This window comes from Microbispora sp. NPDC049633, assembly GCF_040675265.1.
GTDB lineage: Bacteria > Actinomycetota > Actinomycetes > Streptosporangiales > Streptosporangiaceae > Microbispora > Microbispora maris.
In genome coordinates, this window is the sequence record NZ_JBFAOO010000010.1 from 12,440 (window position 1) to 26,477 (window position 14,038).

At 69.2% G+C, this 14,038-nt stretch carries 11 protein-coding genes; 4 read left to right on the forward strand and 7 right to left on the reverse strand.

Annotation, left to right across the window (positions count from 1 at the left end; genetic code table 11):
- Position 1: 1 nt before the first annotated feature.
- Positions 2–415 carry a PIN domain-containing protein gene (locus tag AB0J39_RS04680; RefSeq protein ID WP_363461824.1) on the forward strand — a complete coding sequence of 138 codons (414 nt, stop codon included), beginning with the start codon at positions 2–4 and terminating at the stop codon, positions 413–415.
- Between the two features lie 381 nt (positions 416–796).
- Here the strand turns inward: AB0J39_RS04680 and AB0J39_RS04685 are convergent, their stop codons facing one another.
- Positions 797–1,468, reverse strand: a complete 672-nt coding sequence (locus AB0J39_RS04685) for a response regulator transcription factor (RefSeq protein ID WP_363461826.1) — start codon at positions 1,466–1,468, stop codon at positions 797–799.
- The gene (locus AB0J39_RS04690; protein ID WP_363461828.1) at positions 1,465–2,640 is read right to left on the reverse strand and encodes a histidine kinase; all 1,176 of its coding nucleotides are present in this window, start codon (positions 2,638–2,640) and stop codon (positions 1,465–1,467) included. Before AB0J39_RS04690 ends, AB0J39_RS04685 begins: the two co-directional genes overlap by 4 nt.
- 187 nt (positions 2,641–2,827) lie before the next feature.
- Here AB0J39_RS04690 and AB0J39_RS04695 point away from each other — a divergent pair, with 187 nt between their 5' ends.
- Both AB0J39_RS04695 and AB0J39_RS04700 read left to right on the forward strand, forming a co-directional pair.
- A complete protein-coding gene (locus tag AB0J39_RS04695; protein WP_363461830.1) occupies positions 2,828–4,384 on the forward strand; it encodes an alpha/beta hydrolase in 1,557 nt (518 codons plus the stop codon).
- 196 nt (positions 4,385–4,580) lie between these two features.
- On the forward strand, positions 4,581–5,762 hold the full coding sequence (locus tag AB0J39_RS04700; RefSeq protein WP_363461832.1) for an FAD-dependent oxidoreductase: 1,182 nt from the start codon (positions 4,581–4,583) through the stop codon (positions 5,760–5,762).
- A gap of 264 nt (positions 5,763–6,026) precedes the next feature.
- Here AB0J39_RS04700 and AB0J39_RS04705 read toward each other — a convergent pair whose 3' ends face one another.
- Positions 6,027–7,265, reverse strand: coding sequence for a hypothetical protein (locus AB0J39_RS04705; RefSeq protein ID WP_363461834.1), 1,239 nt, complete (start codon positions 7,263–7,265; stop codon positions 6,027–6,029).
- Positions 7,266–7,360: 95 nt separating this feature from the next.
- On the opposite strand from AB0J39_RS04705, the gene AB0J39_RS04710 reads away from it, so the two are divergent.
- Positions 7,361–7,888 (forward strand): GNAT family N-acetyltransferase, encoded by a 528-nt coding sequence (locus tag AB0J39_RS04710; RefSeq protein WP_363461836.1) that lies wholly within the window; start codon positions 7,361–7,363, stop codon positions 7,886–7,888.
- Here AB0J39_RS04710 and AB0J39_RS04715 read toward each other — a convergent pair.
- The 4 genes from AB0J39_RS04715 to rph all read right to left on the reverse strand — a co-directional run bounded on the left by AB0J39_RS04715 (position 7,842) and on the right by rph (position 13,974).
- Positions 7,842–8,453, reverse strand: coding sequence for a flavin reductase family protein (locus AB0J39_RS04715; protein ID WP_363461838.1), 612 nt, complete (start codon positions 8,451–8,453; stop codon positions 7,842–7,844). The two genes, AB0J39_RS04710 and AB0J39_RS04715, sit on opposite strands and share 47 nt — an antisense overlap.
- Positions 8,450–9,673 (reverse strand): styrene monooxygenase/indole monooxygenase family protein, encoded by a 1,224-nt coding sequence (locus AB0J39_RS04720; protein WP_363461840.1) that lies wholly within the window; start codon positions 9,671–9,673, stop codon positions 8,450–8,452. The genes AB0J39_RS04715 and AB0J39_RS04720 overlap by 4 nt, the downstream gene beginning before the upstream one ends.
- A gap of 112 nt (positions 9,674–9,785) precedes the next feature.
- Entirely contained in the window at positions 9,786–10,760 is a 975-nt protein-coding gene (locus AB0J39_RS04725; protein WP_363461842.1) for an AraC family transcriptional regulator, read from the reverse strand.
- A 538-nt stretch (positions 10,761–11,298) separates the two neighbouring features.
- Positions 11,299–13,974, reverse strand: a complete 2,676-nt coding sequence (gene rph / locus AB0J39_RS04730) for a rifamycin-inactivating phosphotransferase (protein ID WP_363461844.1) — start codon at positions 13,972–13,974, stop codon at positions 11,299–11,301.
- Positions 13,975–14,038 lie beyond the last annotated feature (64 nt).

Here is a 14,038-nt window from a genome sequence, read left to right on the forward strand (position 1 = left end):
CGTGCTCCTGTGCGACACCGGCGTCCTTCTTGCTGTCGGCAATGCCAAGGACAAGCACCACCAGGCATGTCTCAAGCTGCTCCGCCAGGCGGAGGGACCGCTGCTCGTGCCGTCCCCGGTCATGGGAGAAGTCGGTTATCTCCTGGAGTCGCGTGTCGGCCCGCATGCCGAGGTCACGTTCCTGAAGTCGTTCGGTGGCAGCGGCTTCAATGTAGCCGAGCTGGAGGACGAGGACCTTCCTCGTATGGCGGAACTCGTCGAGAGGTACGTCGATCTCCCTCTCGGACTGGTGGACGCCGCCGTTGTCGCGATCGCTGAGCGTCTGGGGCTGAGGGAGGTCGCGACAGTCGACCAGCGGCACTTCCGAATCGTGCGCCCACACCACATCGAGGCCTTCACGCTGCTGCCCGGCTGATCACGGACGCTACCGTCTTAGTGACTATCTGGGTGACAATCGCCATGGACGAGCCCGGACGGCGGTGGACAAGAGTGAACCGTAGGCCCAGGTCAGGGCGGGTACTGGTGCTGGTCCCGCCCCTTCCTGGGTTGACTTACAAGCGAGGGGTCACTGGTTCGAACCCAGTACCGCCCACCTGCGAAAAGAGCCCCGTCTCCCTCAGGGAAAACGGGGCTCGTGCCATTAACGTGCCATTAGCGAACGCAATCGATCTTGCTCAGTGACCACTCGCCTCGGTCGTAGGACCTGCGTGATCTTGCCGTTCATGACGTCGGTGAGCTTCCGTGCCCGTCATGTGCCCGGTCCGTGGGGATCTTGCTCGTACGGCTCGAAAAGGCTTCAGCGGTCGTCGTCGGCGAAGCCCGTGCGGTAGGCGAAGACCACGGCTTGCACGCGGTCGCGTAGGTCCAGTTTGGTGAGGATCCGGGAGACGTAGGTTCGGACGGTCTCGAAGCTGATCACCAGTTCCGCGGCTATCTCGGCGTTGGAGAGGCCACGGGCGATCAGCCGCAGTACCTCGCGTTCGCGGGGAGCCAGGACGGCCAGCGGATCCTCGTCGGGGGTGGGGACGGCCAGGCGGAGGCGGTCGGCGAAGCGACCTATCAGGGTACGGGTCACGGTGGGGGACAGCAGGGACTCTCCGCGGGCGACGGTGCGGACGCCGTTCACCAGATCCAGTAGAGGGGCGTCCTTCAGAAGGAAGCCGCTGGCTCCGGCGCGCAGGGCTTCGTAGACGTACTTGTCCACGTTGAACGTGGTCACCACCAGTACCTTCGGTGGCGCCACGACACCGGGGCCGGCGACGCGCCTCGTCACCTCGATGCCGTCCATCAGCGGCATGTGGATGTCCATGACCACCACGTCGGGCTTCAGCCTGGTGACCGCCTCGACCGCGGCCGCGCCGTCGGCGGCCACGCCGACCACCGCCATGTCCGGCTGCGCGTCGAAGGCCGTCATGTAGCCGGTACGGACGACCTCCTGGTCATCGCAGATCACGACACGGATGGTCATTCGGTACCGCCTACGGGGATCGACGCGGAGACTCGGAAACCGCCGTCCGGTTGCTCGGCCGCGGCCAGCTCGCCGCCCAGCGCGCCTATCCGGTCGCGCAGTCCGGCCAGGCCGCGGCCGCCGGAGAGACTGCTTCTCGCGCCGACCGGGACCGCGGCGGCGGCGTTCGTCACCTCGACTTCCACGCGGTCGTCCCGGTAGCCGATGCGAACGGTGGTGGGGCGGCCTTCGGCGTACTTGACGGCGTTCGTCAGGCCCTCCTGCACCACCCGGTACACGGCCAGCCCCACGCCGACCGGGAGCGAGGGCTGGTCGCCGTCCTCCACCAGTTCGATCGGCTGGCCGCCGCTTCGGGTCTGTTCGACCAGGTCTCGCACGCTGCCCAAGGCGGGCGTGGCCGACTCTCCGGTCGCCTCCAGCACGTCCAGCAGATACCGCAGTTCGGCCAGGGCTCGGCGGCCGGCGCCGCCGATCGTGGACAGTGCCGTGACCACGCGCTCCGGCGACGTGGCCACGAACTGCGTGGCGTCGGCCTGCACGACGATGGCGGTGACGTGGTGGGTCACCACGTCGTGCAGCTCCCGCGCGATGCGCGCCCGCTCGGCGGCGGCCGCGGCCTCGGTGGCGAGCCGCCGTCGCTCGGCCTCCTGGAGCCGCTGCCCGCGTACGAAGGCGCCGCCCAGCCAGCACGCGGCGAAAAGCAGGTAGAACACCAGGAAGTCGCTCTGCAGAACCGGTGAGCCGAGCAGGATTATGGCCACGCACAGCACGACGTACGCGGCCGATGCCACGACGGCGATGACGCGCCGGAACCGCTCCTGGTGCGCGCCGACCGAGTAGATCGCGATGTACACCGTCACGGTGCCGAACTGCATCGGGTAGCCGAGCGTCTCGTGGATCACGAAAGCCGTGCCGTTGATCGCCAGACACGCGGCGGGCCATCGGGTGCGTACGGCCAGAGGCACCGTCTGGGCCAGGATCAGGACGATCTGGAACGCGTCGGCCGGGCGTCCCGACAGGTTGCCGAACTGGACGCTCATGATCGACAAGGCCGGCACGAACGCCAGCCCGGTGGACACGACGGCCAGCCACCGGTCCCACACCCTGGCGTCGTAGACGCGCCACACCTCTCGCAGCCTCCGCAAGCGGTCGCTGACCCAGGTCCCCGACATGGCTCAGAGCCTAGCGATCTCTGATCCCCGAGTTGCCGCGCTTGTCCCTCATGTGAGCTACACGGAATGTCCGCAACGCAGTGATTCGGGACAGCGCCCTCCACTCCTAGCTTTCTCATCAGCGGCCGACAACCACAGTCAACCGCGAAGCAGATCGCGGCATATCGGTAATTCGGAGGACAGCACCATGGGAAACACCATCCGCGTACGCGTCGTCGTCGCCGGCGCCCTGACCACGGTCGCGGCAGCGGGGGCAGTGATCGGCGGACAGCCGGCCGGCGCCAGGGCCATGGCGACCGCCGGTCACGTCCAGACTTCGATCAAGTGGGGTAAGTGCCCGGAACTCGCGCCGGGTGCCGAACGGGACCCCAGGCAAACCTGCGGCACGGTCAAGGTGCCTCTGGACTACCGCCGCCCCGACGGACAGACCATCACCGTCGCGGTCTCCAGGATCGCCACCGCCAAGCACGGCAAGAAGCGCGGCGACCTGCTGTTCAACCCGGGTGGTCCAGGGCTGCAGGGCCTGGACATGCCCGGCCAGATGGCACTCACGCTCCCGAAGGGGGTGCTGGACTCCTACGACCTGATCGGGTTCGACGCCCGCGGCGTCGGCCACAGCACCCCGATGAGCTGCGGTCTGTCCGGCTCCAGCCTTCTCACCATCTTCCCCTACCCCGGCGCCGGCGGCTCGATCGAGGGCAACGTCACCACCGCGCGCGCCGTCGCCCGGCAGTGCGCCACGATCGGTGACAAGCTCCGCTTCTTCAACAGCGCGAACACGGCGCGCGACATGGATCGCATCCGCCAGGCGCTCGGGGCGCGGAAGATCTCCTACTGGGGCCAGTCCTTCGGCACCTACCTCGGCGCGGTCTACGCCTCGCTGTTCCCCCGCAACACCGACCGGATGGTGCTGGAGGGCAACGTCGACCCGGGCAAGGTGTGGGCGAAGATGCTGAACACCTGGAACCAGGGCATGAACGACCGGTTCCCGGACGCCGCCCGCGTGGCCGCGGCGGACGACGCCGACCTCGGGCTGGGCGGCACCGCCGACGAGGTCACGGACTCCTTCCTCGCGCTGGCCGACCGCCTCGACCGGAAGCCGGCCATGATGCCGGGCACACCGGTGGCCATCAGTGGTGCGCTGCTGCGCGGCGTCACGTACCAGATGTTGCAGCGCAACGAGATGCTCGCCCCGCTCACCCAATTCTGGAAGGCGGCGGCCGACCTGTCCGCCGGCAAGGCCCCGGCGGACGCGGACGTCGCCGTGCTCCGGCAGATTCTCGCCGACACCCCGGCTGCGAAGGGCGTGCCGGCGGACAACCAGGCCACCATGGTCCTGGCCATGCTCTGCGGGGACACCACCTGGTCGCGAGAGGTGGACTCCTATGCCGACGCCACCGCGGCCGCCCGCGCGAAGTACCCGCTGAGCGCGGGCATGCCCAACAACATCCTGCCGTGCGCGTTCTGGTCGCAGAAGCCGATCGAGCCGGTGGTCAAGGTCACCTCGCACGGTCCGCGTAACATCCTGATCCTGCAGAACCGCCGCGACAACGCCACACCGTGGGCCGCGGGCCGGGGAATGCGCAGGGCCCTGGGTGACCGCGCCGGCTTCCTCGGTGTCGAGCACGGCGGCCACTTCGTCTACGGCACCGGCTCGACCTGCGCCGACAAGGCCACCGTCGCGTTCCTGAGCAAGGGAACCCTGCCGGCCAAGGACGTCTCCTGCGACGGCCCCCGGCCCTGACCGTCATGCCATGCATCGCCTCGACTCACATCGAGGTCAAGCCCGACAAACTTCAGCGCGTCGCGTGCCAGTGGGCGGCCGCTGGACCTCATCACCCGGTCCCGACGACTTGGTGACCTACATCACATCTCGCCCCTGTCAGGGATCGCGCGCCTGTCCGGTTCAGGAGGTGCAAGCAACCAGATAGGAGCGAGCCATGAAGCACCGCATCGTCGTCCTGGGGGCCGGATACGCCGGAGCCAACACCGCCGGTCGCCTCGCCAAGCGGCTGCACCGCGACGATGTCGAGATCACCCTGGTCAACGGCGACCCGGAGTTCGTCGAACGGGTCCGCATGCACCAGCTCGCGAGCGGGCAGGATCTGCGGCCTCGCCCGCTGCGCGACCTCTTCGCGGGCACCGGCGTACAGGTCCGGACCGCGCGGGTCACCGCTGTCGATGTGGACGGCAAGACCGTCGATCTCGGCGGTGAGACCCTCGCCTACGACACCCTCGTGTACGCCCTGGGCAGCGTCATCGCCGATCAGGGCGTCCCTGGTGTCGCGGAGCACGCCTACAACGTGGCCGGCAAGCAGGCCGCTTTCCGGCTGCGGGCGCGCCTGAGCGAGGTGAAGCCCGGTGGGACCGTGCTGATCGTGGGCGGTGGCCTGACCGGCATCGAGGCGGCCACCGAGATCGCCGAAGCCCACCCGGACCTTGAGGTCGCGATCGCCGCGCACAGCCGCGTCGGCGGCTGGCTCAGCGACAAGGCCCAGCGCCACTTGCGCGGCGCCTTGGACCGGCTCGGGATCACGGTCCACGACCACACCGACATCACGCGCGTCGAAGCGGACGGCGTGATCACCGGTGCAGGCAGCAAGATCGGCGCCCAGGTGACCGTATGGACCGCGGGTTTCACCGTGCACCCGATCGCGGCCGCCACCACCCTCGAGGTGTCCGACAGCGGCCGGATCGTCGTCGACGCCAGCATGCGATCGGTCTCGCACCCCGATGTGTACGCCGTCGGCGACGCCGCGCTCGCCGAAGGGGCGGGTGGCAAGCCGCTGCGGATGTCCTGCGCCTCGGCAAACCCGATGGCGTGGCTGGCAGCCGACGTCATCGCCGCGCGCCTGACCGGTCGCAAGGTGCCCAAGACCACGATCGGCTACTCCGTGCAGTGCATCAGCCTCGGACGCCGCGATGGGATCATCCAGCGCGTGACCCCCGACGATCAGGTCACGTCCACCGTCTTCACGGGCCGGACCGCCGCCCGCATCAAGGAGATGATCTGCGCTAGCGCGGCCTGGAGCGTCTCCCACCCGACCATGATGATGCCGAGCCGCCGCCGCCACCTGGCGGTCACCGGCGCAGTGGAGACCCGACCCCTCACGCGGTCATGACGAAGAGCGTTGGCGGGCGAGCGTGTTGTCCGTTCGCCCGCCTGCTGCATGCTCGTTCGAGTTGGCGTTGCCGTTGCGCTGCGCCTCGTCCCGGAGTTTCTCCACCGCGCGCGACAACTCGCCCTGCACGCCGTCCGCCTGTCTTCGTCGCAGTACCGAATGCCTATGTGGATCACGCGGGTCCGGTTACGGCACCTCGCGTGGGTTTCGGTGGAAGGCCGAACCCTCTCGGCGGGCGCATCACCGAGGCAGTGCAGCGGCCGCTCATGTGGCCGGCACATCTTGTGGGGCTTTCACATAGAGGGCCTCGCGGCCGAGTTTCAGGGACTCCACGCCGAGTGTCTCCCTGACTTTCCGCAATTCGTGTGGGCCCTCGAAGGCATCGGCCCGCAATCGGAACCGGCTCACACCGTCGACCTTGAGAGCGCGGAGTCGCCAAGGCCGCTTCGGGGCGTCCTGTTCGGTGTGGGCCAGAACTATGACGGCGACGGGGTCCTGCGGCGCCTGGTGACGGGTGTGTGCGGCCGTGTACGTGGCGAGCCGGAGCTCGCCCTCCGGGGGGCAGGCCGAGATCCCATGCCGTGACGAGCGGCGGAGGCTGTGCCTCTGGTGTGGTGATTCCTTCGATCCATGCTGTGGTGGTGTCCGGGAGTCGCTCCTCGCGGATGATACGACGACGCTGTGCAGGATTCCGGCGACCAGGGCCGCGCCCTGTCGGTATGGCCGCCGTCGCTCGGGTGCGCGGTGGTTTCGTTCCTCACGGGGTGGGGCCCGCTGATCGGCGGCCCGGCCGGCGGTGGAGAGATGCCAGGATCGGTCATCGGGGTACACGGTGCCGCTGGTGGCGGACAGCTTTCCGCTTGCGCCGACACCGATGACTGTCCCCTCCGCCCCGCTGTGCAGGGCGACGCCCATCCGGTCGTCGGAGTCGAAGCGTACGCCGGTGACATCGTCCAGCCACAGGCTCAACGTGGGCGGTTCTCCCGCCTGCGGGCCGGTGTCGTAGCGGCGCGGGGCGGCCAGGACGAGTGACCCGGTCAGTCGTGTGCCGGCACGTTCGAGCAGTAGGGTGCGGACCTCGGCGGCGGCCAGGTCGTAGTCGGTTCCGAGTTCGAGCGCGGCCTCGGCGGTCAGCGACCTGAACGCCGGCATTACGAGCCCCAGAGAATCCCTTATGTGCGGAGGCTCCGCGACCGGAGGCGGCAGGAAGCGCTCCAGCGGATGCCCTGCCGCCTCGGCCCGCTCGACCATCCAGGCCCGCCGCTCCGGCCCGAGCCCGGCCATCCAGGCGAGGGCGGCGCGGGCGCGGCGTTCCCGCCCGACGGAGGTGAGGGCGATCGCGGCATGGAACAGCGGGAGAGTGTTGTTGTCCCACACGTCCGCGACCTGGTGGATCGTCTGCCGGTCGTAGGTCCGTGCGTCCGCCGACGCCTCCGCGATCTGTACGAGCGACCTGTCCAGCAGCAAGCCCAGGGCGCTCAGTGCCGTCCCACTTCTTGTCATTCCGGCGAGATATCACGATCGATGTGCACCATGCAGCTGTACCGGTGAAGGGCCGACACCTTGCACCGCCCACCCTCGCGGGCATCATGGTCGTCATGCCGCAGTTCATCGACCCGGTCGGCGGGTTGCTGACGTCGTTTCTGGCCGCGGTGGCCGAGTTCCGTGCCGACCATGACTATCCGGTTCCCTGGTTCGTCGACGATGTCGACCCGCAGGCTCTGGTGGACCCGGCGGCCTTCGAGGCGTACACCGCGCGCGTGGTCGACGAGCGGAACCCGTCGGGGGTACGCCCCGGGTTCGTGCCGATGACCACCCTGTGGTGGGTCGACGGCGAGCAATTCCTGGGAAGGCTGGCCATCCGGCACCGGCTCACTCCGGCACTGGAGAAGGTCGGCGGCCACATCGGCTATGACGTCCGTCCCAGCGCACGCCGCCGGGGTCACGCGACGGCGATGCTCGCCGCGGCGCTGCCGATCGCCCGGTCCCTGGGCATCTCCGAGGCTTTGGTCATGTGCGACAAGACCAATATCGCCTCACAACGGGTCATCGAAGCCAACGGCGGACGGTTGCTCGACGTCACCGAGCAGAAGCGTCGCTACTGGGTCCCGACCACGAGGTCCTGATCCTCGCCGCCTGCTGACGTCGCGGCGCCCCGGCCCCCGAGGGGCCGTGGTGCCGGGCTTCCGGGAGGCGGAAGGGGCCCGTTCGCTCCTCACCATCCCGGGAGGAGGCGAACTCGCGGTAGCGGCCGCAGTGGAAGAGCAGCGGTTCCCCTCCTGACCGCTGGTGGTGCTCCACCTCGCCGACGAAGATGTGGTGGTCGCCGCCGGCGTGGACGGTCACCGTACGGCAGGAGAAGGTGGCCAGGGTTCCGGCGAGCATGGGCAGCCCCGTGGGGGTCGCGAGCACGTCCACGCCGGCGAACTTGTCCGGCGCCGGTGTCGCGAATCGCCGCGACAGCTCGTCCTGGCCGGCGGCCAGGATGTTGACCGCGAAACGCCCCGCGCGCAGGAAGACGGGCGCGCTGGGAGCGCGGTCCGACAGGCACCACAGCACCAGTGGCGGATCGAGCGAGACCGAGCTGAAGGAGTTCACCGTCACCCCTGCCCGCTCCCCGCTCGCGGTCGCGGTGGTGACCACCGCGACCCCGGTCGCGAACTGCCCCAACGCGTCGCGCAGCGATCTCATGACGCGACCCGGGCGAGGTAGGCCTGTGCCTTGTCGGCGTCCATGAACCACTCGGCGTAGTCGGTGGGGTCGTCGAAGCCGTTGACGAAGCGGGAGGCGATCTCCGGCACCTGGCCGGCGGCGCCCAGGAGCGCCAGGTAGTGTGGTTCGGCCGGGGCCAGCAGCGCGTTGGTCCAGCGGGTGACGTGCTGGGCCTGCGCCCAGAAGCGATCGAAGGTCTGCCGCATCCAGGCCGCGTCGAACGGCTGCTCGCCGCGCTCCAGGATGGCCTGGAGGTAGGTGGCGGCGCACTTGGCGGCGTTGTTGCTGCCCTGCCCGGTGATCGGGTCGTTGAGCACCACCACGTCGGCGACCCCGAGCACCGGCGCGCCCGACGGCAGGATGGCGACCGGGTGGCGCACGGTGGGGCTGAAGCGTCCGGTCAGCACCCCGTTGGCGTCGGTGAGTTCGATGCCGGAGCAGCGTTCCGCCTCCCAGGGGAAGAAGCTCTCCAGGATCCGGCGGCTGCGCGCCAGGTGCTCGGCGGGGCCGCGCACATCGCCCCAGCAGTCCATCGGCCCGCCCGGCACACCCTCGAACACCATGATCTCGCACGGGCCGCTGTGCGTCAGGGCGGGGAAGACGAAGTACTCGCCGACGCCGGGCAGCAGGTTGAAGCAGACCGCGGAATACTCGGGCCGGGGGGCGAGACCGTTGACGTAGGTGAGCGCCAGCGCTCGCTGCGGGGTGCTGTACGGCGAGCGCGCCGCGTCCCGCTCGAACAGCGAGGAGATCGCTCCCTTCCCCGCGGCGACCAGAACCAGGTCGTACTGGGTCGCGTAGGTCTCCAGATCCTCCGGACCGGCGTCGTGGATGACGAGCTTGCCGCCGAGCCGTTCGACCTCGTCCAGCCAGGCCGGCATCTTCACCCGCTGGTCGACCGAGAGGGCGGGAGTCCTCAGCCGGGCCGCCCAGCCGAGAGCCTTGCCGCCCGCGGGGCTCGGGACGGATAACTCGATGCCCTCGATGGGCGGGCAGGCGTCCGCCCACCAGTCCAGGCCGAGCGTGTGCTCGTGCGCCCGGGCGGTGCCGAACATGCACTGGCCCGACATCACCCGGCCGTCGCGAATCGAGTCGGGGGTGCGGTTGGAGACCACTGTGACGTCGTAGCCGTTCTGCAGCAGGCCGATGGCCAGGTGCAGGCCCGCCTGACCGGCGCCGACGACGAGGACTCTGCGCATGAGGATGTTTCCTTTCGCTGAAAGTTGAGCTCTCAGCAGGAAATTACGGCCGAAGCGGCCCGGTGATCCATCCGCTCAGCGCGGGTTCCGTCCATCTGGCGCGGGATTCGCCTCAGCCGCGTCTGAGGGTCTCCGACGGGTGCCGGCCGTACTTCTGGCGATAGAGCGCGGCGAACCGGCCCTGGTGGAGGAAGCCCCAGCGGGCGGCGACGCTCGTGACGGTGTGGCGGGCCGGATCCCCGGCGGCGAGCTCCTCGTGCGCCTTGGTCAGCCGTACCTCCCTGAGCTGCGCCATCGGCGTGCGGCCCACGTGGACGCGGAAGCCCTCCTGGAGCGAGCGGCCGCTGACCGCCACGGCCCGCGCGACGTCCTCGGTGGTGATCGGAAGGTGGGCGTGCTGCTCGATGAACTCCAACGCCCGGCGCACCACCTTGGGAAGCACGGGGGGCCGAGGCGCCGTCAGCCGTTCCCGGTAGTTGGAGGGCTGCATCGTGAGCAGGGAGGTGAGCAGCGCGTTCTCCAGGTGGGCGATGGCCAGCGGCTGCGCGGTGAGCCCGTCGTCGTGCTCGGCCTCGCGGACGATCAGGTCGGCCATCGCCCGCCAGGCGCGCGTCCATCCCGCGGTCAGATCCACGCCCAGGTCTAAGACGACCGGCCGGTCGAGCGGCTCGCCGAGCATCTGCTCCAGCGAGCGCTCGACCGCCGTGCGCTCGAACTTGACGATCAACTTGGGGGTGCCCGCCGCCCATCGCATGTCGAGATGCTGCGTCGGCGAGGCAAGGCTCGCCGTCGCCGGGGTGGAGACGACCTCCTGGCTCCCGCTGCGGATCAGGCTGCGCCCGGCCAGCGGGATCATCACCAGGAAGAAGGTGCCGAGGTCGCCGGGTTCGATGCGGACGTCGGCCCCGTAGTCGAGGTAGCTGATCCGGACCGAGCCGAGCCGGACGGAGTTGAACCGCGCCGACAGCAGGGACGCCGCGCCGGTCAGGTCCAGCCGATGCGGGCAGAAGACCCTCGCCACCTCGTCACGGACCTCGTCGAGGTCGGTGCTGGCGAAGACGGGTCTGTTGCCGAGCAGCACTTCCATCGATCTCCCCCACTCCGACGCCCTGTCAATCGGATAATCGCGTGAGGCTTCTCGGCGTTCCACTGAAAAGCACGCGTTCCGCGGGGATGTTTCCATCGAGACCTGGCGGCGTACGTTTTCGTGCGCGGTTTTCCGCGGGCGGTGACGGCGGCGCTCCAGTATCGGTTCTGGCCCAGATTCCGCGTGTTGATCCGCTTTGCGGCGACGAGGACGCTTTTGCGTGAGAGGTCGGGATTGGCCCGGTCATATCTGTCGCTGGGGCATCGTGTCGCGCGCAGGCGGCAACGGCCGCCCTGCATCGAAACGTCATCGGCCCCGGTGGTCGCGGGGGCAGAAGGACGTCGACCGCGCTCACGCATCCGAGCCTTCTAAAAACGCGCATCATGGCCCTGAAATCGTGCAAGCCGCTGCCGACGCTCCGCTGCCCCCTACGTGCTCCCGCCATCCCGCAGGCCGTTTCGTCCCGCGAGCCGGGGAGACGACCGCTGCCGGTGATGAAAAGGACTCCATCGTGGAATTCGGGGTCTGTCGCGACGGCTCAGTCGAGGATCTCGACGTACCCGTCGGTGCCGTGGACGCGGATCCGCTGCCCGTCCCGGATCAACCGGGTGGCCTGCTCCACCCCCACGACGGCCGGCAGGCCGTACTCCCGTGCGATCACCGCCCCGTGCGCCATGAGGCCGCCGACCTCCGTCACCAGTCCTGCGACGGTGACGAACAGGGGGGTCCAGCTGGGGTCGGTGTAGGCGGTGACCAGGATGTCGCCCGCCTCGAGGTCGGCCCGCGCCATGTCCAGCACGACACGGGCACGGCCTTCGACGGTGCCGGCCGAGACCGGGAGGCCGGCCAGCGCGCCGGGCGGGGCGTCGTCGCGCCGATACCGGCCGGTGATGACCTCGCCGTCCGAGGTGAGGACCCGGGGCGGCGTGAGCGCCTCGTACGACCGGAACTCGTCCCGCCTTCTCAAGATGAGTTCGGCGTCCACATCGTGGGTGCGCACGACTTCGCGCAACTCCTCGAGCCGGAGGAAGAAGATGTCGTCCTTCTCGCGCAGGATGCCGGACCGGACGAGGCGATCGGCTTCCCGCAGCAACGCCTGCTTGTAGGCGAAGTAGCGGCTGACCATGCCGTACTTGGGGTACTCCCGGTATCCGGCGAAGGTGCGGACGCGGTCGACCATCCGCTTGGTCTCCGCGGCCTTCCGCTCCCCGTCGGGCAGGGCGCGCAGGCGCGTCAGCAGTTCCTGTTCCTTCTGCCGTGACTCTTGGAGTCCTAGCTCGAAGCGTCGCTTGCCGGCGCCCGGCTCGAAGTTCTTGATGTTGCCGAGGATGGCGGGAACGAGCGTGGCGGGTTGCTCACTCCAGCGCGTCCTGGTGATGTCGATCTCGCCCGCGCAGCGCATGCCGTACTCGTCGAGATAGCCCCGGATGGCGTCACGTGCCTCCCGTCCGCCGGACAGCCCGGCCAGCTCGTCCAGGAAGCCGTCGCCCTCCCGGCCTTCGTCCACCACGCGTTGCAGGAACGCCACGACGTCCGCGTGCGGCCGGATCGCGTCCGCGACGTCGAGGAGCGCCAGCCCCATCTCCGACGTGACGTTGTGGGGGACGGATTGCGTGAGCACGTCGGCCGCGTTCCTCTCGCCCAGCCACGCCTCGAGGTGGTCATTGAGCCACCATGCCGCCTCCATGCCCGCCATGATCACCTGAGAGCTCTGCGGATCGAACAGGATGCGCTTCAGCTCGGCGATGTCGGCCAGGATGAAATCGAGCAGTGCCGGACCGGACAGATCCCGGATCTCGCGCCGCAGAGCGGCCACGGACGCCTGACTGCGCCGGATCAGCTTGGTGACGACGGCCGGATCGGTCTCGATCGGGGCGGGTGCGTCACCGGCGGGCGCGGCGCCGGAAGCTTCGTCCGGAAGCGAGCGGAGGAAGTCACCGCGGTCGACGACGGTCTGCAGCGCGTCCCGGATCAGCGGGTCTGACCTTCCCAGGGTCCCGATGAGGTGCGCGCGACCCGCGGCCGTCGCCAGGACGGGGGCCACGTCGACGAACAGCCGTCCGCCCGCCTCGTGCATCGGCCGTGGGGTCGTCAGCTGCCACAGGGACAGTCCCAGCGGCTTCATCGCATCGGTCATCATCTGCTGGTGACCGACGGAGACGTAGACGTGGTTGTCCTGGTCGTCGGTCGCGGGGACCGGGAACAGCGTGGTGATCGGCCGGCTCTGGACGATGTGGAACTCGTCGCCGGTCAGGCACCATTCGATGTCCTGGGGCCGGCCGAAGTGCGCTTCGATTCGCCGGCCCAGCCGTACGAGACGCACGACTTGTGCCTCCGTCAGAGCCGGCTGTGTCTGCCGCTGCGGCTCGACCGGCACCTCCTGGGTACCACCGCCCGGCGACGCCTCGACGAACCGCGGCTTCGTGGCGACCGCTGTGGTCACGACCTGGTCGTCGCGCACCGTGTAGACGTCTCCGGCGACCAGGCCGGAGACGAACGCCTCGCCGAGCCCCCAACCGGCTTCCACGGTGGCGATCTTCCGGTTCGAGGTCACGGGGTCCGCGGTGAACATGACCCCGGCCGCGTCCGGGAACACCATCCGCTGAACGACCACGGCCATCCGTATCCTCCGGTGGTCGAAGCCGTTACGGCACCGGTAGGTCACCGCCCGTTCGGTGAACAGCGAGGCCCAGCACCTCCGGACGTGCCGGAGGATCGCATCCAGGCCCACGATGTTCAGGTACGAGTCCTGCTGGCCGGCGAAGGACGCGGTCGGCAGGTCCTCGGCCGTCGCGCTGGAACGTACGGCGTAGGAGGCGTGCTCCCCGAGCCTGGCGAGCGATTCGCCGATCGCCGCCGCGAGATCGCCGGGAACCGCGACGTCTTCGACGGTGCGACGGATGTCCGCGCTCAGGGTTCGGATCGCCGTGCGGTCGTCCGGTTCCAGGCGCGACAGCAGGTCAAGCTGAGCGTCGATCGACGGCGCCTCGGCGACGACCCGCTGGAAGGCGTCCGTCGTGACGCAGAAGCCGTCCGGCACGCGGATGCCGTCGATACGGGAGAGCTCGCCCAGGTGCGCACCCTTTCCGCCGACGTCCGAGATATTCGTCCCGTCGATCTCCTCGAAACCCATCACGTAACGCAATTGCCGTGCTCCATCGTTCGTCGGGTCGGTTCGCAACGGGCAAGTATGAAGCACTTTCTGGCACCTCATGAGATGCGCGAGTCTGATATACAGTGATAAGGGCGGGGGTGTTATGCCCAAGGCCGGACGACCG